The 17,929-nt window shown below is 60.9% G+C and carries 17 protein-coding genes and 2 pseudogenes; 5 read left to right on the top strand and 14 right to left on the bottom strand.

The window, feature by feature from the left end; translation table 11 throughout:
- Positions 1-787, top strand: a pseudogene (locus tag ACRXB1_RS12500) (MFS transporter); the annotation flags it as partial.
- 6 nt (positions 788-793) lie between these two features.
- Here the strand turns inward: ACRXB1_RS12500 and ACRXB1_RS12495 are convergent.
- The 5 genes from ACRXB1_RS12495 to ACRXB1_RS12475 all read right to left on the bottom strand — a co-directional run bounded on the left by ACRXB1_RS12495 (position 794) and on the right by ACRXB1_RS12475 (position 6,334).
- Positions 794-1,339, bottom strand: a complete 546-nt coding sequence (locus tag ACRXB1_RS12495; protein WP_449492184.1) for a DUF4136 domain-containing protein — start codon at positions 1,337-1,339, stop codon at positions 794-796.
- 14 nt (positions 1,340-1,353) lie between these two features.
- Positions 1,354-3,720, bottom strand: coding sequence for a CHASE2 domain-containing protein (locus ACRXB1_RS12490; protein WP_449492183.1), 2,367 nt, complete (start codon positions 3,718-3,720; stop codon positions 1,354-1,356).
- A gap of 9 nt (positions 3,721-3,729) precedes the next feature.
- On the bottom strand, positions 3,730-5,094 hold the full coding sequence (locus ACRXB1_RS12485) for a FecR domain-containing protein (protein ID WP_449492182.1): 1,365 nt from the start codon (positions 5,092-5,094) through the stop codon (positions 3,730-3,732).
- Positions 5,095-5,100: 6 nt separating this feature from the next.
- Complete coding sequence (locus ACRXB1_RS12480; protein WP_062001283.1) at positions 5,101-5,793, bottom strand: response regulator transcription factor; 693 nt, start codon at positions 5,791-5,793, stop codon at positions 5,101-5,103.
- Positions 5,794-5,926: 133 nt separating this feature from the next.
- Positions 5,927-6,334 (bottom strand): peptidase, encoded by a 408-nt coding sequence (locus ACRXB1_RS12475; RefSeq protein WP_449492181.1) that lies wholly within the window; start codon positions 6,332-6,334, stop codon positions 5,927-5,929.
- A gap of 555 nt (positions 6,335-6,889) precedes the next feature.
- Between ACRXB1_RS12475 and ACRXB1_RS12470 the strand changes: the two genes are divergently transcribed.
- Together ACRXB1_RS12470 and ACRXB1_RS12465 are read left to right on the top strand one after the other, a co-directional pair.
- Positions 6,890-7,672 carry a substrate-binding domain-containing protein gene (locus ACRXB1_RS12470; RefSeq protein WP_449492180.1) on the top strand — a complete coding sequence of 261 codons (783 nt, stop codon included), beginning with the start codon at positions 6,890-6,892 and terminating at the stop codon, positions 7,670-7,672.
- A gap of 49 nt (positions 7,673-7,721) precedes the next feature.
- Positions 7,722-8,327 carry a pyridoxamine 5'-phosphate oxidase family protein gene (locus ACRXB1_RS12465; protein WP_449492179.1) on the top strand — a complete coding sequence of 202 codons (606 nt, stop codon included), beginning with the start codon at positions 7,722-7,724 and terminating at the stop codon, positions 8,325-8,327.
- Positions 8,328-8,411: 84 nt separating this feature from the next.
- Here ACRXB1_RS12465 and ACRXB1_RS12460 read toward each other — a convergent pair.
- Positions 8,412-8,644, bottom strand: a pseudogene (locus ACRXB1_RS12460) (LLM class flavin-dependent oxidoreductase); the annotation flags it as partial.
- A gap of 121 nt (positions 8,645-8,765) precedes the next feature.
- Here ACRXB1_RS12460 and ACRXB1_RS12455 point away from each other — a divergent pair.
- Together ACRXB1_RS12455 and ACRXB1_RS12450 are read left to right on the top strand one after the other, a co-directional pair.
- The gene (locus ACRXB1_RS12455; protein ID WP_449492178.1) at positions 8,766-9,401 is read left to right on the top strand and encodes a 2OG-Fe(II) oxygenase; all 636 of its coding nucleotides are present in this window, start codon (positions 8,766-8,768) and stop codon (positions 9,399-9,401) included.
- Between the two features lie 187 nt (positions 9,402-9,588).
- Positions 9,589-10,680, top strand: a complete 1,092-nt coding sequence (locus tag ACRXB1_RS12450) for a porin (RefSeq protein ID WP_075358769.1) — start codon at positions 9,589-9,591, stop codon at positions 10,678-10,680.
- 15 nt (positions 10,681-10,695) lie between these two features.
- On the opposite strand, the gene ACRXB1_RS12445 is transcribed toward ACRXB1_RS12450, so the two are convergent.
- The 8 genes from ACRXB1_RS12445 to ACRXB1_RS12410 form a co-directional block, all read right to left on the bottom strand.
- Positions 10,696-11,832 (bottom strand): hypothetical protein, encoded by a 1,137-nt coding sequence (locus tag ACRXB1_RS12445; RefSeq protein ID WP_449492177.1) that lies wholly within the window; start codon positions 11,830-11,832, stop codon positions 10,696-10,698.
- Between the two features lie 66 nt (positions 11,833-11,898).
- A complete protein-coding gene (locus ACRXB1_RS12440) occupies positions 11,899-13,428 on the bottom strand; it encodes a class I adenylate-forming enzyme family protein (RefSeq protein WP_449492176.1) in 1,530 nt (509 codons plus the stop codon).
- Positions 13,425-14,198: a VOC family protein gene (locus ACRXB1_RS12435; protein WP_075358772.1), complete on the bottom strand. Its 774-nt coding sequence runs from the start codon at positions 14,196-14,198 to the stop codon at positions 13,425-13,427. The genes ACRXB1_RS12440 and ACRXB1_RS12435 overlap by 4 nt, the downstream gene beginning before the upstream one ends.
- Complete coding sequence (locus ACRXB1_RS12430; protein WP_174363190.1) at positions 14,198-14,629, bottom strand: hotdog fold thioesterase; 432 nt, start codon at positions 14,627-14,629, stop codon at positions 14,198-14,200. The genes ACRXB1_RS12435 and ACRXB1_RS12430 overlap by 1 nt, the downstream gene beginning before the upstream one ends.
- A gap of 26 nt (positions 14,630-14,655) precedes the next feature.
- A complete protein-coding gene (locus ACRXB1_RS12425) occupies positions 14,656-15,660 on the bottom strand; it encodes a quinone oxidoreductase family protein (protein WP_449492185.1) in 1,005 nt (334 codons plus the stop codon).
- Positions 15,661-15,699: 39 nt separating this feature from the next.
- Positions 15,700-16,671 carry an ABC transporter substrate-binding protein gene (locus tag ACRXB1_RS12420; RefSeq protein WP_449492175.1) on the bottom strand — a complete coding sequence of 324 codons (972 nt, stop codon included), beginning with the start codon at positions 16,669-16,671 and terminating at the stop codon, positions 15,700-15,702.
- Between the two features lie 49 nt (positions 16,672-16,720).
- On the bottom strand, positions 16,721-17,494 hold the full coding sequence (locus ACRXB1_RS12415; RefSeq protein ID WP_449492174.1) for an ABC transporter permease: 774 nt from the start codon (positions 17,492-17,494) through the stop codon (positions 16,721-16,723).
- A gap of 3 nt (positions 17,495-17,497) precedes the next feature.
- Entirely contained in the window at positions 17,498-17,764 is a 267-nt protein-coding gene (locus tag ACRXB1_RS12410) for a hypothetical protein (protein ID WP_449492173.1), read from the bottom strand.
- Positions 17,765-17,929: the final 165 nt, after the last annotated feature.

Below are 17,929 nucleotides of genomic sequence, written 5' to 3'. Positions count from 1 at the left end.
TCGCCGGCGCGCTGACGGGCGTTGCGCTGACGGCGAGCCTCACGTCCGCGCAACTTGAAAATTGGGGATGGCGCGTGCCGTTTGTTATCGGTACGTTGATCGTGCCGGTCGGCTGGTGGCTGCGTCGCACGCTCGAAGAAGAACCGCCTCGAACGCCGATGCCGAAGGCGCCAACACTTCCTTTAATCGATGTCATTGGCAATCATCGGCGCGCACTGCTGAGCGGGCTCGGCCTGACGATCGCCGGGACGGCAGCGCATTTCATCATCGTTTTTATCTATCGATCTACGGCGTGAAGACGCTCGGCCTGCCCCCGGCAACCGCGATGCTGTCGGGATGTTTGTCGGGCGCGATCATTTTCGTGCTTGCGCCCGTCGGTGGTTATCTGACTGACCGCTTCGGGCGCAAGCCGCTTGCACAGGTGACGCGCGTGATCCTGATGCTCGCAATATATCCCGCTTTTGTCGCATTGAACACGTGGCCGGCGACCAGCACCCTGATCATCGTGGTGGCACTGCTCTCTTCGGTGCATGCGATCAACATCGGCGGCGTTGGAGCCATGCTCGGCGAGCTCTTTCCGCGCGCCGTTCGCGCGACCGGCGGCGCCGTGGTGTATAGCGTCGGTGTTGCGATCTTCGGCGGCTTCGCGCAGTTCTTCGTGACGTCGCTGATCATCGTGACCGGCAGCGTGCTGGCGCCGGCGTGGTATGTGATCGGCTGCGGCGCGCTCGGGCTGATAGCGGTTGCATGCATGGACGAAACGTCGCACAAGGCGCTGGATGAGTAGGCACCGTCAGTCGCAGCCCGCAAGTTCACGCCGCTCGGCGTTTTGGAGCGGAAAACCGTCAAACGCGCATTTCATCAATGCGGGTAATGCGGCGCTCCCGGCCGGATCGCGGTCGGCGTGCGTGACGCTCACCTGATACACGGTCGCCCCGGTCTTGCTTCCGATGAACTGGACCGTCAACGCATGCAAATAGCGCTTTCGTTCAAAGAAGCCGCTGGGTGCCTGGATGTCGTCGCACGCTTCTTCCGGCGCGGTCGAACACGTGGCCTGGACGCGGACGTTTTGCGGGCGGGTCGCGTAGCCGAGCTTGATCAGGTAATCCGCATGACTCGCGGATGCGGGTTGCAGACCTCGGGCGGCGAGCGCTTCACTGAGCGATCGGGCGGCAGAGTCATCCACGCCGGCTTGCGTTTTATCGAGCGCGTATGTCCTGACGCCGCTTGTCGAGAACGCGCCATCGCGATACGCGCTGATGCGAACCGGTTGCTCACTCGCGCAGGCACTCAGCAGTGCAAGAAGAAGCACGGCGGCACACATTGATCGTAGTTTCACTTCATATCCTCCTATTATTGCTCGACGGCGTGCGCACGCAACGTGATCGTCACGACGGTTCCCGCGTTCAGCGCGCTTTCGATCGCGATATCGCCGGCATGGCGGCTCACCACGGTCTTGACGAACGCCATGCCGAGACCGGTCCCGTCGCTTGCCGGCTGGCCATCGGCATGAAAGCGGCGAAAGCGCTCGAAGAGATGCGCCTGTTGCTCGATCGCGATGCCATAACCCTGATCGCGGACCACGCAGACCACCGTATCCGCCGTCGCGCTGATGATGCAATCCACGCGCGTCGCGGGCGGGCTGAACTTGACGGCGTTGCTCAGCAGGTTGATCAGCGCGCGCGTCATCAAGGAACGGTCGGCCAGCACCCAGAAGTGCTCCCCTTGCGACTCGCATCGGACATCGATTTGTTTTGCGCCGGCTTGCGGCCAGATTTCGTCGCTGGCATCGATTGCAAGCTCATGAAGGTTCAAAGGCTCGAGCTGGTAATGCTGCGACTCGGCGCGCGCGAGTTGCACGAAGTCATCGGCGAGAGCGAGCGACCGGCGCGCGTAACGTTCAACGCGTTCCGTCAGATCAACCGCGCGCTGCGAATCGAGATGCGGCCGCTCGGTTTCGAGCAGCGCCAGAATGGATGCCTGCGGCGAGCGCATGTCGTGTGACAGGAGATGCAGCATGTCGTCGCGCTGACGCTCGGACGCGTGCAGCGCGGTGATATCGACCCAGCTCGCGATCCATCCCGGCGCGTCGCCCGTGTTGGTTGTGCAAGGCGCGTAACGGAGCATGTGGTCACGGCCGTGGAGATCGCGTACCTCGATGCCGCGTGTCATCACGTCCGCGTGTGCGGCTACGCGTGGATCGAGAACAGCGGGCCATGATATGTCGCGGGTGGTTTCATCGACGAGGCGCACGAAGTGGAATGTGCTGAAGACATCCATGATGGACATGTCGGTGTAACGCATCGGGCCGAGTTGAAGGCGCGCGGGATCGTTGACCATCAGGATGCGGCCGGCGTGATCGCAAACCACGATGGGCTCCGGCAAACTGTTCAGGCTGTCCCAGATGAATTGCCGCATGTTGCGCTGACGCTGCACGGCTTCGCGCGTGAGTCCGATAAGCCGTTCGAGCATATCGCCGGCCGCGCGGTGCGGTTTTTTATCGGCGCCGGGCAGCAGGTTGGGTTCGGCGGCGAGGAGGCGCAGCTCCTGGCCGAGATAGGACATGGCGACTTCGAGCCGCCGCCAGCTCCATAGCAGATAGATCAGCGCGAGACCGCCGAGCGCGGGAACCGGCGATAGCCAACGCGAGCGCACATACATCAGCGCGGCGCTCGCAATCAGACTTGCAGCCGCAAGCCCTGCGGTCAGGATCAGCGACTGGAACGGCGACATCACCAGCAAGCCGCCCAGCAGCAAGAGGACAGGCACGATACTCGTCCAGACGCCCGTCGGGTTATCGACGGGAACGACGGCGCGGCCTTCGAGCAGCGCGTCGAGGATCGTCGCGTGGATATCGACGCCGGGCAACTCGCCGAGCGCGCCGGATACCGGTGTGGCGAAACGGTCACGCAATCCTGCGGCCGTCGCGCCGACGAGCACGACCTTGCCCGTGAAAAATTCCGGCGGCACCTGGCCGAGCATCGCGGATACGAACGATACACGCGGGTACTCCGCCGACTCGCGCGAAAACGGAATCAGCATTCGATGTGCACGCCGGAGGTCATCGGCTGATGCTTCGTTTGCTTGCGTGCCAGGCAATGACGCATGCGGACCGCGCAGCGCGCGGTACACCGGCACCATCAATCCTGGCCACCAGTCACGCCCGTTGCCCTCGAACAGCGAGACACTGCGTGCGATGCCGTCGCGGTCCACATCGAGATCGATATGTCCTATGCCCGCGGCTGCATCGCGCAGAACGGGAACGGGCTCCACGGCCGCAGGCGCATTCTGGTTGAGCGGCTGGCGATCGACCAGCAACGGCAGATAAGTGGGCACGCTTTTCATCGCATTGGCAAAGGCCGTGTCACCCGGCGATGACTCCGTGAACAGCACGTCGTACGCTACAGCGCGCGGCTTTGCTTTTGCGATCTGCTCGAGCAACGCCGCATGCGTGTCGCGCGGCCAGGGCCAGCGGCCGAGTTCGGCGATACTTTCGTCGTCGATGGCAACGATCACAATGTCCGATGCCATCCGATGCGTCGAATGCAGCAGCAGTTGATCGTAGAACAGGAAGCTTGCGCGTTCTGTCAGCGGACCAGCAACGCCATACACCACGGCCGCAATTCCGATCGCACCGATTAGCGTCCACTCGAGCAGGAAGCGCCTGCCTATCGACGGACCCCGGTCCCGTCGCTCACGAAAAGGAAAGCGCCACGGCATGCGTCGCGCCTATCGCGTTTGGGTGAACGAGCGGATCTCGGCCGGCACCGAAAGCAGCCGGCCGTTCTGGAAGACATCGACCACGATGGTCCAGTAATACTTGCCCGGCGCGAGATGCGCGACCGACATTTCGCCGCCGGTGACATCGAGCAGATCGATGAGCGGTGCGCTCAGGTCGACGTTCCTCGACAAAATGAATCGATACCGCATACCAGGCGCCTCGCTGTCCACGTGCCAGCGGAACGCGTACCCGCCGCTTCCGGTCGGAACGGCGCTGGGGTTGGTGGTGTCGACATGGCGGATGAAGGTGAACACTTGCGGCAGGCCGTCGATGCCCTGCCCGTCTGTCGCGCTCACGCGCACGAAGTAATTGCCGTCGGGGATGTCGTCGAAGGCGACGCGCAGGCTGCTCGAACGCTGGTCGCGCAGGAGGTCGAGGAAACCGGCATCAGTGGCGATTTCCGTGCGATAAGCGCTCGCGCCATTGACGGGTGTCAGGTCGAATTCGACCTGCTCGAAGCGCTGCAATTTGTCAGGCTCGACGATCCCCGGCGCGCTCAGCAGCGCGACGGGTGTTCCCGCAATCGCGCCCGTACGCGTGACATTGCCATAGCCGGCCGCCACCAGCGTCTCGGCATGGCCCGGGACGGGCTGCGGCGCGGCCGAACCATCAGGCGAACTGTCCACGCCGATCTTTCCCGCGAGCACTTCGACCGTCGTCGCGTCCTGCTCCTCCAGGTAGTTCACGCGAAACCGCGTGCCGCGCACACCCGCAACCACGGACGGCGACGTGACCCGGAACGAATCGCGCGGGTTCGTCAGCGGCGTGACGTCGGTCGTGACTTCGCCTTGCTTGAGGACGAACCGGCGTTCGACCGCGCCCGTGAGAAGCGTCGTGCGCAAGCGCGCGATCTGGATCCTGCTGCTCGAGGGCAGCCCGATGTGTGACCCATCGGGCAGTGTCATCGATAAAAACGCATCGCGGCCCGTGCGCACTTCGTCACCTTCATGAAGCAACGCGCCGGCGTTGACAGGAATGAACGGCAAGCCTGGCGCCGTGCTTTTCTGCACGCCTCCACGCACCGCGACCACACGCGCCGTCAGCGACTTCTGCTTGAGCCGCGCGGTCGGCATGGCAAGACGCGAGTCGATCTGCAAACGGCGCGGATTCGCGACATGGTTCAGCTCGCGCAAGAGACGCCAGTCGTCGGGGCTTTGCATGTACTGATACGCGAGCGTGTAGAGCGAATCGTCCGACTTCACCACATAGGGCGCGGTGTCGGGCGGCGGCACGCGTTTCGCGTGCGCGGGCTGCACGCAAAAGACGATCGCCGTGATCAGAGCCACGCGCCCGGTTTGACTAAACCCATTCACGACGATTCATTCCCCTACTTTCTCAAGCCGATAGCCGTAGCTATAGATCGGCGTGATGCGGTATCCGTTTTGAGGCCGCAACACCAGCTTGGAGCGGATCTGCGACACGTGTGTATCGATGGTGCGCGACGGAATGTCGACGTCCTGCCGCCACACCGACTCGCGAATATGCGTGCGCGACAATGGCCGCGACAGGTTGCGAAAAAGCAGCAGCGCCAGCTCGAATTCCTTTTGCGTCAGCGTGACAGGCTCGCCGTTCACCGCAGCAAGTTGCGCGGCGATGTCGAACCTGTAGATGCCGTAGGTCTCGTGCGGCGCGTCTTTTTGCTTCTGCGCATAGATCCGGCGCAGGAGCGCCTCCACGCGCGCGAGCAGCACAGGCGGCGAGACGGGCTTCAAAACGTAGTCGTCCGCGCCCGCATTGAGCATCTGGACAATGTCCGCTTCCACGCTGCGGCTTGTCAGAAACAGAACCGGCAGATTCGTAGTCAGATTTTGCCGGACCCAATTCAGCACGATGTCGCCCGGCATCTCCGGCATGTTCCAGTCGAGCAGCAGCAGGTCGAACGGCTGGCGCCTGAGTTCATGGATCAGGCTCTTTCCGTCCGTGAATACCTGGCAATCGTGACCCGCCGAGCTCAGCGTCTGAGCCACATACGCCGTCTGACTCAGGTCGTCGTCCAACACGCATATCCGCATTGCCTGATTCCCCGTTGAATTATCCAGACGGTCTCTTTGCTTACCGTTTGCTTTTTCTTGCTGATTACGCGTGATCTTTTTTATCGCCCGATTTAAGCGGGCTTTTGCTTTTATTATACTTATCGATGGCTATCTACCGCATTTGAATCAGCATTCTGTCGATGCTTTTCATTACATGGTCCCACGCGGCGGCGGAATAATCTTCTCGCGCGTTTGCACACATGCGTGCAAACGTTATCAGCCGCCGTGCCGTGTGTTCGCAATGCGTGAGCTGAATGGGTCCGTCCTGATCGTTATGCAAGCCGTCGAATTGATCCCCGACGCGCTCCACCGAACGACTCAACGCGTCGAGTCTTTTGCGCAGGATATCTGCGAGCCAGGGCGTTTCGTCCGCGCAGGAGTCTGCGTACGCCTCGATTGCCGCTCGCGCGTGGCGGTCCATCTCAGGGTCCAGCGTCAGCCGGCGCAAACCCTTGGCGGCCTGCCCCGGCCGGATTGACGACTGCAATGCAACTGGACGTCCAATGGACTTACTCAACATGACTAGCCCCCCGGCCTTATTCTCAAACCCCTTCGTTAAATCTGTTCCCTCAAACCGCTTAAAAGCGATTGCACCGCGTCGCGTTGCAAACGGCTCAAGCCGGAATCCCGTAACGTGATCAAGCGGTTTTGCCAGTATTTGGCGTGAAAAATCGCGCCGTCGGCATTCGCTCGGACACAGCGAAACATCACGGCCCGTATATGCGTTATTTCGGCATCGATAATGCTCGACGCATGATTACCCTGGTAAAGACTTTTGTTTTTCACCGATGCCCTCGAGCTTACGTTTTGATCGCGCCGTGGAGTGGTTTTCCACACGCTGGATTAAACGGTTCTCCGAAAACGCAACCTGAAGTGCGAGTGCTGTTTTCGATGCACCACTCTACCGCTGTTCAGTCTCTGTTTATGTAGAGTTTTCACTATTTAACAGTTTGTGCGAAAGCTCAGCCTGAGCTGAAGCCTTGGTTCAATACGGGCCCTTCCGGGCTGTTCCCTAGCGACCTGCCGGCTCGTGGCGATTAAACTTTCGCGGCCTTCTCAACCGCCAATGACTTCCATGAAATCGTTCTTGCTGAAGCTGTCCGCGTACACATTCATCGCCGCTGCAACGGCCGCGACCGTTGTCCAGGCCGCCGAGCTGCATGTGATGAGCTCGGGCGGCTTCACCGCCGCCTACAAGATCCTCGGCCCGCAATTCAGCGCGGCAAGCGGCAATACGCTCGACACGGCGCTCGGCCCGTCGATGGGCAAGGCGCCCGAAGCGATCCCGAACCGCCTCGCCCGGGGTGAACCCGCTGATGTCGTCATCATGGTCGGCTACGCGCTTGACGATCTGATCAAGCAAGGCAAGGTGATCCCCGGTTCCCGCGTCGAACTCGCCGATTCGGCAATCGGCATGGTGGTGCGCGCGGGCGCGCCGAAGCCGGACATCGGCACGATTGACGCATTGAAGGCAACGCTGCTGCACGCGAAGTCCGTCGCCTATTCCGATAGCGCAAGCGGCGTGTACGTACAGAACGAGTTGTTCAAGCGCCTCGGGATCGAGGATCAGGTCCGTCCGAAGGCGACCATGGTGCCGAAGATTCCGGTGGCATCGGTGGTCGCGACGGGCGACTATGAAATTGGCTTCCAGCAAGTGAGCGAACTGTTGCCGGTGCCGGGCGTAACGTTTGTCGGCAAGATTCCCGATTCGGTGCAATCGGTGACGCGCTTCGCGGCCGGCATACCGGCGGGTTCGCAGCATCCGGCGGAGGCCCGGGCGCTGCTGCAGTATCTGGCATCGCCCGCCGCGTTGCCTGTCGTGAAGCAGACGGGGCTCGATCCGGTGGCCTCGCATTGATGTCGCACGCGGATGCTAATCTACGGGCGTAAGCATTCAAGGACACGCCATGCTGACGAACGTCGAAGAACTGGAAAGCGTCTACGGAAAACCGAACGAGCGGTCGGTGCGCAAGGAGATCTCGTTCATCAGCGAGGACTACGCCGCGTTCATTCTTGCGTCGCCCTTTGTGATGCTGGCGTCGGCGGGAGAAGACGGACTCGATTGTTCGCCCAAAGGCGACGCCATGGGGTTCGTGCGCATTCTCGATCCCCACACGCTCGCCATTCCCGACCGCCCGGGCAATAACCGCATCGATACCCTCAGGAACCTCGTGCAAGACCCGCGCATCGCGCTGCTGTTCCTGGTTCCGGGCGCGGGAGAAATGATGCGCGTGAACGGCCGGGCATCGATTGCGGACGATACCGACCTGCTCGCGTCATTCAGCGTGAACGGCAAACCGCCGCGCACGGTAATCCTGGTGCACGTGGAATCCGTGTATTTCCATTGCTCGAAGGCGGTCGTGCGGTCCGACTTGTGGAACGCGGAAAAGCGCGTGGACCGCGCGAGTTTGCCGAGCGCCGGCGCGATGCTCAAGAACGTGAGCGACAGCACCTTCGACGCCGATGCCTATGACCGCGCCCTGCCCGGTCGCCTTAAAACGGACCTCTATTAAGCGGCCGTGAGCTCACGCACGCGCGGATTTGCTGAAGGTCGGGTGCATGACCGTTTTCGGATCGCTGTTCTGCTTCAGGATAGCGCGCAAAAGCGCACTCACCACGCTGATCCACTCGTGTCCGTAGGCGTAGCGCTCATCATGTTCAGCGAAGCCGATGCCCGCCTTGGCCCGTTCCGGCCGGTTCCACGCGTTCACCAGGTTGAGCGCAAACGGCCGCCGCGGATCTTCTCGATCTGCAGCGTCATTTTCGCCAATCCGACCGGGTGATAGAGCTACGGCTTGATCGCCGTAATGATCTCGATGCGGCTGGTCAGGCATTGCGCGTTGGGAACCAAGGCCGCGGTGTTAATATCCTTCGCCCGGATTCAAGTCCCATCCCGCCCCGGACACGACGTCCGACTTTCCTCCCGCACCTTCGTTTTGAAGGAACACGCAGTGACCCGATCGCACTTGGCGACGCTTTCTGATGCGCCCGTGGACGACTTGCATCGAAATATCCTTGATGCCGTTCATCAACATGGCTGGACAGAGCAGGACTTCTTTTTGCCGCCGGACCTCACGGTCGCACTCGCGCAGGAATGCTCGGCGCTTGCGGCGGCGGGGTCCCTGACGCGTGCGGGTGTGGGCCAGGGCACGGCGAGGTCGCTCCAACCCGATGTCCGCGGCGACCAGATCCGATGGCTGCAGGCGGGGCAGTCCGACGCCTGCGACCAGTATCTGGCGATCATGGAGACGCTGCGCATCGCGTTGAATCGCGAGTTCTTCCTTGGGCTCGACGAATACGAAAGCCACTTCGCGTTCTACCCGCCGGGTGCATCGTACAAGCCGCATCGCGACCGTTTCCGCGATGACGACAGCCGTGTCATATCGGTCGTGGTCTATCTGAATGCGGACTGGCTGCCTGAACACGGCGGCGCATTGCGGCTGCATCCGGAAGGTTCGGGCACGCGCGACATCTTGCCCGTCGCGGGCCGGATCGCGGTGTTCTTGTCCGCCGACATGCTGCATGAAGTATTGCCCGCGACGCGCGACAGGTTATCCCTTACAGGCTGGTTTCGACGCCGCGCGTAATCTCCCTCCACGGCAAGCTGCCCGAAGCTTACGATAAGCCTTTTGCGCCGCCGGGAAAGCATCCCGCGCATTCAGCGCGGTCGAAAATGCAAGCTTCGGCGAGCGCGTGTATCCTTCCGTCGAATTGAAGCGGTCGCTACAAAGTGATTTCATAGCAGGCGATCGCTTCCGTACTTCGGAGGAGACGATGAAAAAACTGTGGATCGCAGCCGCTGTCGGTTGCGCCAGTGTCAGCGGCGCACAAGCGCAATCGAGCGTCACGCTGTACGGTCGTATCGATAACGGCGTGGAGTACATGAGCAACGTCGGCGGTCATAGCCGCTGGCGGCTCGCAAGCGGCGAATGGGGCACGGGCCTGTTCGGCCTGAAGGGCTCGGAAGACCTCGGTGGCGGCAACAAGGCCATCTTCAAGCTGGAATCCGGCATCGATACCAGCGACGGCACCGCCGGCGACACCAACGGCCGCTTATACCAACGTTACGCGTTCGTAGGGATTGCCAACGATACCTACGGCACGTTCACACTCGGCCGCATGCTCGCCATATCGAATGGCGTGTGGGACTTCGATCCGTTTGTGCAGCAAGCATGGTCGTCGGCATCACTCGTACGCAGCCGCAACTGGAACAAGACCAGCAACAACATCCAGTATCAATCGCCGAACTGGTATGGCATTGACGTTCTCGGCCAATACTCGCTTGGCAACACCACCAGTTTCAATCAGGGACAAAAGAACGCCGACGGCACCTTTGCCGACTACGGCCGATCCGACGGCATTCAGCTCACCTACACGCGGCAGTACTTCCAGATCCGCGGCATCTTCGACGAAATGCGCGACGCGAATGGCCGGTTCTCCGACCTGTTCCTGTATTCGCGGGAATACATCGCGATGATCAACGCGTATGTAGGCAAGTTCAAACTGCAGGCCGCCTACACGCACATGCATGCGGACGCCACCATTGCGGGCGCCCCGACTTCGGGCGATCACGAATGGGGCGGTGTCACGTATCAATGGACGCCGGTGTTCGCGACGACGGCCGCCGTGTTCCATATCAACACCAACGGCGATGCATTGCAGGGCGGCGGACGCGCGACCATGTTCGAAATCGGTACAACCTACAACTTCTCGAAGCGCACCTTCCTGTATGCAACGGCGGCAACTGTGCGCAACAGCAACGGCGCGAATTTTTCGCTGGAAGCGAACAGCCAGACGAGTTCCGATAACCCCACGCCGGGTGGCAATCAGTCCGGGGTTTATGTGGGGATTAACCACTCGTTTTGAGGGATGCGGCGGGGGTCAGCTCGACCCCTCCCCATTTAGCGCGCCATGCTCGCGGATCCACTGCGCAAACGCCTCGTCTTCGAACCGATATTCACCGTGCGCCAGCTTGGTCACGATATTGTCCGCCTGCAGCCGGCGCAGCGAATGCGCAGGCATGTTGACGGGCGGCGCTTCAGGCAGTCCGAGCAAGGCGGCAAGTTGTTCGCGCGCCGCCTGACCATGAAAATCAGAGACCTTGCCATCCGCCATCATGCCGAGCAACGCCCGGTCGGCCGGCAGCAAACCCGTCCATTGACGCCTGAACTGATCGCTGTTGAACACATGTTCCTTCGTGAACTCCAGCGCAGCTTCGGGGCCGTCGAACGGATACGTCAGATGCCGCTCGAGAAAGCGGCGGAAAAATTCAGGCGTGTTATTGAGCTGGTCGAAAGCTGCGACCGCGTGTTTCATCGATAGTTGATGTTTGGTGATCGTATTCACCTTCTTCACCATGAACTGGATGAAATCACGCCCGAGTAACGGAAACGGCTCGAGCGGCGCCCAGTTGAAAAATGGTTCGGATGAGCGACCGAACATGGTTCGAAGCGTCGACTCCGAACTGCCTGCAAAGATTACCTTGAGCCGGTCCTTGCGAACGTCGAGCCCAGCACGCAATGCATGCGCGAAGTTCGAATGCGCCGCAGCGGCAAGAACCTGAGCTTCATCGATGATCAGAAGCAGCGGCTTTGTCTGGGAGTCGAACGCCTTCAGCGCATCAGATAGCAACGTGCCGACAAACTTGTTGTCGTCAGCCGTCATTTCAGCCTCGACCGACGCTTCTCCAAACACCGGAATCTTGCCGCTCGCCTTCAGCTTCCTGACGGGACTATTGGCCTTGCGCGCCAGCTTTGCCCACCAGTTCGGCTCGATAGCGCCATACAGCGCGCCGACCAAAGCGCCAGCCGGTTCCTCGTCGTCGTCCCAAAGGTTCACATACGCAGTCAGATAACCCGCCTGCTTCGCCGCGGGAATCAGATCCTTGATCAGGAATTCCGTCTTCCCCATCCGACGGCGGGCAAACAAGGTCCGTGCGGAGGACAACCCGAGTCCAAACAGGCCGAGATAACCCGCTGCGAGTTCGGGACGAGAAAAGTGCCACTGATCGGGTTTCATATTTCAAACTATATCATCAGATTTTAAATATATCAAAGTCAATGATATAACTTGATAGGCCCCTTCCTAGAGTTCCTTCGCCAGCCGCTTCGCCGCGTCGCGCTTGAGCGCCGCCCGGTCGATCTTGTTCGTGGAGGCCAGCGGAAACGCGTCGACGAACCATACTTGCCGCGGATGCTGGTACGCCGGCGCGTGCTCGAGCGCAAACTTCTTCACCGCCTCGGCGCTCAATTGCGCACCTGGTTTGCGCACGATAAACGCAACCGGTTTGGTGCCCTTGATGGCGTCCTCAACAGGAATCACGCTCGCCAGCTGGATCAGCGGATGCCGCTCCAGCATCTTCTCGACGTCACCGGGAAATATGTTTTCGCCGCCCGAAACGAACATGTCGTCGCGTCGTCCGATGAACGTGTAGAAGCCGTTTTCATCGCGGCGGAACACGTCGCTCGTGCGATAAAAGCCATCCGGTGTGATCGGCGGCGCAAGGTCTGCACGATTGTGATATCCGTTCATGAGTCCGGGGCTGCGCATCTCGAGTTCGCCTTCGTCGGCAGGCTGCCCGTTTGTATCGATCAAGCGAAGCTGCACCAGCGGATGCGCCACGCCTATGGCCAGCGGCGGTGTCGGTAAACCGTTTGGATGCGGGCCGAATACAACCGGACCACCTTCGGTCGTACCGTATGCGTTGATCACTTTCGCGTTCGGCAGCAGGGCGTGGATCTGATCGAGCAGCGCGCCGCTGACGGGCGCCGAACCCATGCGCACGTAACGCACCGACGACAAATCCGTCTGCGAAAGGAGATCGCGCTCCTGCAGCATCATCGCGATCATCGGCGGGACGGAGGTGAGCCAGGTGCATCGATACGTATCGATAGCACGAATGTAATTGCGCGCGTTGAAGGCCGGCATCAGCACGGTCGTGGCGCGGGCGGCGAGCGCAAGAAACGCGAGCGCAAGCGCGTTCATGTGATAAAGCGGCGCGGCGATCAATACGCGTTCGTTCTTCAGGGGTTGTGCTTTCAGGCGCGTCTCGACGACCCACAGATGGCTTGCATGCGAAAGCACAACGCCCTTCGGCCTGCCTGTCGAACCCGAGGTGTAGAGGAACAGCGCAGCTTCGTTTTCGTGCGGGACAATCGGCTCGAACGGACCGTCATGAGTCTTTGCCTCAGCGATGAACGCATCGAAACCCTGCGCATCATCCGGGTGTTTGAATACGACGCGCGGCAACAACTCTGGTGCATCAGAAAAACGTTTCGGATCACTGAATACAAGGCGTGCACCGCTGTCGGCAATGACTTCTGCGATCAACGCCCGCGGAAACTTGTAGTTGACCGGCACGGCGACAAGACCCGCGCGCATGATGCCGAGCATGGTCGCGATAAATTCGGCAGAGTTCGCCCCGAGGACCGCAATGCGCTCGCCGCGCGCGTAGTGGCGGCGAAGCGTATGCGCGACGGCGTCTGCGATGGCATCGAGTTCCGCGAACGTGTATTCATCCGCGTTGAATGCTTCGTCAAGGCCGATGATAGCGACGGCGTCCCTGTTTTCATCGTCATGGGCAATCAAAGCACCAAGATTGGTGGGGAACGTCATGGCTTGAATTCCAGCAAGGTATCGAAGCGGGGTAATGCAACGAGCACGCGGTCCGCGTCAACTTGAACGGGCAGCCCGGCCGTTTTCGCTTTCTGTTCCAAGGATTGCCACGTCGGCGTACGCACGGTGATCCCCGCATAACGTGGGCCATGTGGCCCACGCGACCCGATGTGCGAGGCCATTGCGCCGAAATGCTCGTCGAAAGTCTTGCGCGTCCAGTACACCAGTTCGAAGCCCGCCGCGATTTCGCCAAGCTGCACATAGGGTTCGGGCGCTGCATCGATCAGATGCAGTGCACTCAGGCTCGTTGCACCGTTCGGATGATGCTGCCATTCATCGCGAAACACGAACTCGGGGGTCAGGTGCTGACAAAAGTAGACGCGGCCGCCATCGAGTTGGCCGGGCTTCAGGCGCACCGTAGTAAATCGTGCATCGCCAAGACACTCGACCGGCCTTGAGAACGTCTGCGGCGCAGTGGCCTCGAAGCCCGCCTGTTGCAAGCTCGCGAAGGTCGCGGCGGGATCATCCGTACGAAACACGAGACCGTCCGCGCCTAGTGGACTGTTGAGGATTTCCTCGCGCACAGTCTTGCCGTCGGCGGGCAACCCGATCAGTTCGAGATAGTGATCGCCGAACACGATCGCATGGTTGATCGATCCGAGCGTGTGATATCCGCGCGGCGCGACCGTGAAGCCGAGTTGCTCGAAGACGGTTTGAGCGGCGTCGGTATCGAAGCGCGTGTTGATGACCAGGTGATCGAGCGCAAGCATCACGTTGCCGGCGATGCCGTCACCGTTGAATATGCCCCGCGTCCGCTCGCGACCAGCTTGCCGTCCTTGTCGAAGACTTGCGCCTCGGCAACAGACACTTGCGATCCAAACTTGATCACCTTGCCCTTCACCGTCAGATCGCCCTTGAACGCGGCACGGTGATAGTCCACACGCAAATCGATGGTCGGCACGCCGCGTCCTGTCTTCGATACCAGCGCCCAGTCCGCCGCGAGATCCACGAGCGCCGCGAGAATTCCGCCGTGCGTATAACCCTTGTCGGGGTTCACGACCCATTCTTCGCGCCATGTGGCGGTCAATTCGATCTCGCCTTCACTCACCGATACCACTTTCAGCCCAAGCCATTCGTGGAACGGGCCACGCCGAAGGCGCGCCTCGATTTCCTGCGCACTCGGCAATGTTGTTTCGCTCATGATGTCCTCTCGACTCAACTTTACATTCACGGATTGACGACGACCTTGCCCAACACTTCGCGGTCGCGAATGAGCCGCAAGCCTTCGGCCGCTTCTTCGAGCGGCAAGGTTCGGTCAATGGCCGGCACGAGCTCGCCGGTGGCGATCTGGTCGAGCAGCGCGCGCAGGTTTTCATCGTAGAAACTGTTGGAGCCGATGATCTTCAACTCGAAGCTCCAGATGTATCGCAGGTCTTCTGCGGGCGCGTGTCCAGCCGTTGCACCGCATACGAGCAACGTGCCGCCGCGCTTCAGGCACTTGAGCGATGGCACCCATGTGTCGCCGCCGGTGAAGTTTACGACTACATCAACACCGCCGTCGTAGGTGCGCCGCTGCGGCTTTCCGTACTGTCCGATGGCCCACTTCGAGAAGTCCGTACTCTTGTAGTTGACCGTTTGATCGGCGCCGAGCGCTTTTAGCTGCTCGCACTTCTCGTCGCTGCCCGCGCACGCGATCACTTCTGCGCCCAGTTGCTTCGCGATCAGGATGCAGGCCGTACCCACCCCGCCGCTCGCGCCGAGAATCAGTACCCGGTCGCCGGCTTTCACAGTCTTGTGCGTGACCAGCATGCGATGCGCCGTGCCATATGCGACCGGCAACGCAGACGCGGCGTCGTGGCTGACGGCGTCGGGCAACGCAATCAGCTGGCCGACAGACACGAGGCAATATTGCGCCATGCCGCCATCGAGCATCTCGCCCATCAGGCCTTTCTCGGGATACAACGGGTTCACAAGCACGCGATCCCCCGGCTTCCAGCCATCGACGCCCTCGCCCACTTCCGCAATGTCGCCGGCCATATCCAGGCCGATCACGACCGGAAACGGCACCTTGATTCCGGGCATGCCCTTCACGGTGAATACATCGTGATAATTGAACGACGATGCGCGCACGCGGATCACCACATGCCCGGGGGTAGCTTTCGGCACCGGTTTATCCGTGATGACATGCAGTTGATCGAGATCGCCATGCTCGTTCAATACAAGCGCTTTCATGGTCGATGGAATTGCGGTTGTCACAGTGTCTTCTCCACGTTACTGAATTGATTTCGATGCGGCGTAGGGCGCGGTATCGAAGAGATCGGCGGGCAGCGCGCCTTTGATCACGCCACCGTCCACGAAGATCCGATGCTCGCGTTTGAGCGTTTCCAGATCGATAGGCTCGAAGGTCACACGATTGATGTCCGACCAGCGCGCGGCGTACGCTTGTGCGTCCTCGGCCGGCAAGTTCGCGCTCTTCTGCAGGATCGCGGCGACATCGCCCTGATGCGCCGCGCCCCATTGCAACGCAGTGCGCATGCCGGCAATCAGCTTCGCCACGTCCTGCGGATGCTGTTTGAGATAGTCCGCACGGATCGCGCTCACGCCGATATACGGCGTCGCGTCGGACTTCGTGAGCTTCTTCCATTCGCCCCCAAAACTGCCCAGGCGCTTCACCTTCAGCTCCTTCAATTGCGCGATGGTCACGGAGCGCAACGCAGCGGCATCGACTTGTTTTTGCACGAGGAACTGCGCGAGGCGCCCTTCGTTTCCAGGCACGATGGAAAAATCAGTCGGCTTGATGCCGTTGTTGCCCTGAAGGACGGCGGTTGCTATCGATGCAACCGAACTGCCCGGCGGCGACATGCCGACTTTCTTGCCGCGCAAGTCGGCGAGCGACTTGACGGGCGAATCTTCGGGCGCGACGAATTCGACGTCGGCGGGTTGTGTCGCGAGCACGATCTTGAGCGGCACGCCCTCAGCAGCGGTGCTGAAGACGGCCGATGCCGGCGCGGCGAAAGCAAAGTCGATCGCATTCGCGGCCAGTGCGCGATTGGGCGCGTTGACATCGGAGAAATGGACGAATGTCACGTCCAGACCACGTTGCTGCAGGAACTTCTGCGCTTCCAGGACCGCGCCGAAACCGAGGCTTACGCCGCTCGTCCAGTAGCCTATGCGCATGGGTTCCGCGTGTGCCGCCTGCACAGCACCCAATGTCGTGCCTCCAGCGATGACTGCGGAAAGCACCGCTCTCCTGAATAAATCAAAACATTTCATCTTCTCGATCCCCGTTGGTTCAGTTGGTCTTTTTCCATCGAAACAGGCGGCGCTCGAGCGGCTTCAGCACCCCGGCTTCGAGTGCGAGCATCAAGACAACGAGCGTCACGGTCCATGCGAAAACCTGGTCCGTCTGCACGAGATCCGCCGCTTGCCGCAAGCGATATCCAATCCCGTTCGATGACCCGATGGTCTCTGCGACCAGCGACACGCGCCAGCCAAACCCAAACGCGAGACGCGCGCCGGCGAAGAAATGCGGCAGGATGGTCGGCAGAAAGATCTTGCGCATGATTTGCGTCTGCGACATGCGAAAGCTGCGGGCCAGTTCGACGAGGTTGCCATCCACGGTCAGCGCGCCTTGCCATACATTGGTCAGGATCAGCGGCATGGCGGTCATGAACACAACGAAGATGGTGGTCGCATTCGAGATGCCGAACCAGATGATTGCGAACACGGCCCATATCGCCGATGAAACCGTATTCACGATCGACAGCAGCGGCTCGAGAAAATGCGCGATGCGCGGATTCGATCCGAGCGCAATGCCAAGCGGAGCGCCTACTATTGCCGCCAGCAGGAATCCCCCGACGACCCGATACAGCGTGACGCCGAGGTCGTCGAAGAAAGTACCGCTTTGCACGAGCGCAACGAATGCATGAGCGACTCTCTGCGGCCCGGGCAGCACGAATTGCGGCATGCGCAGCGACGCGAGCCACCAGGCGGCCAGCAGCAGCACGACAAGCGCAACGCGTTGCACAACAGTCGAGGCGAACGAACTCCGTGGGACAGTGGACATAGGTCAGATCAAGAGACGCAATTGGCGGATCGCTTCGGCGACGGCGGGGTCAGTCGCGCTGCGCGGACGCGGCAAATCGACGCTGACGATCTCGCGCACGCGTCCCGGACGCGGTGCGAGCACCACTACACGGTCCGCAAGGACGATCGCTTCCTCCACGTCGTGCGTGACGAAGAGCACGGTCATGTTTTGCATCGCGTGAATGCGCAGCAATTCTTCATGCATTTGCGTGCGCATGTGCGGATCGAGCTTGGAAAACGGTTCGTCCATCAACAGGATGCGCGGACCGGTGACCAGACTGCGGGCCCCATGCTGCCGGTCATGGCGTTCTTCAAACTGCCCATCAAACGCCAGTAGGCGCGAACATTTTTGCGAGCGACTTCGTAGCTCCCGTTGCACCGAGCGCCAGCGACATCGCGGCTGCAAGTGCGAAGC

It is taken from the genome of Caballeronia sp. M23-90 (assembly GCF_053574605.1).
Note: the sequence above shows the minus strand (reverse complement) of the source record. Positions and strands in the feature narration are given on the sequence as shown.

What these genes read in the sequence shown, in the direction of transcription:
- ACRXB1_RS12440 (WP_449492176.1), bottom strand. Translation starts at nt 13,428, where the DNA reads ATGACGTTCCCCACCAATCTTGGTGCTTTGATTGCCCATGACGATGAA.
- ACRXB1_RS12490 (WP_449492183.1), bottom strand. Translation starts at nt 3,720, where the DNA reads ATGCCGTGGCGCTTTCCTTTTCGTGAGCGACGGGACCGGGGTCCGTCG.
- ACRXB1_RS12465 (WP_449492179.1), top strand. Translation starts at nt 7,722, where the DNA reads ATGCTGACGAACGTCGAAGAACTGGAAAGCGTCTACGGAAAACCGAAC.
- ACRXB1_RS12410 (WP_449492173.1), bottom strand. Translation starts at nt 17,764, where the DNA reads ATGGACGAACCGTTTTCCAAGCTCGATCCGCACATGCGCACGCAAATG.
- ACRXB1_RS12480 (WP_062001283.1), bottom strand. Translation starts at nt 5,793, where the DNA reads ATGCGGATATGCGTGTTGGACGACGACCTGAGTCAGACGGCGTATGTG.
- ACRXB1_RS12425 (WP_449492185.1), bottom strand. Translation starts at nt 15,660, where the DNA reads ATGAAAGCGCTTGTATTGAACGAGCATGGCGATCTCGATCAACTGCAT.
- ACRXB1_RS12430 (WP_174363190.1), bottom strand. Translation starts at nt 14,629, where the DNA reads ATGAGCGAAACAACATTGCCGAGTGCGCAGGAAATCGAGGCGCGCCTT.
- ACRXB1_RS12470 (WP_449492180.1), top strand. Translation starts at nt 6,890, where the DNA reads ATGAAATCGTTCTTGCTGAAGCTGTCCGCGTACACATTCATCGCCGCT.
- ACRXB1_RS12415 (WP_449492174.1), bottom strand. Translation starts at nt 17,494, where the DNA reads ATGTCCACTGTCCCACGGAGTTCGTTCGCCTCGACTGTTGTGCAACGC.
- ACRXB1_RS12445 (WP_449492177.1), bottom strand. Translation starts at nt 11,832, where the DNA reads ATGAAACCCGATCAGTGGCACTTTTCTCGTCCCGAACTCGCAGCGGGT.
- ACRXB1_RS12475 (WP_449492181.1), bottom strand. Translation starts at nt 6,334, where the DNA reads ATGTTGAGTAAGTCCATTGGACGTCCAGTTGCATTGCAGTCGTCAATC.
- ACRXB1_RS12435 (WP_075358772.1), bottom strand. Translation starts at nt 14,198, where the DNA reads ATGCTTGCGCTCGATCACCTGGTCATCAACACGCGCTTCGATACCGAC.
- ACRXB1_RS12450 (WP_075358769.1), top strand. Translation starts at nt 9,589, where the DNA reads ATGAAAAAACTGTGGATCGCAGCCGCTGTCGGTTGCGCCAGTGTCAGC.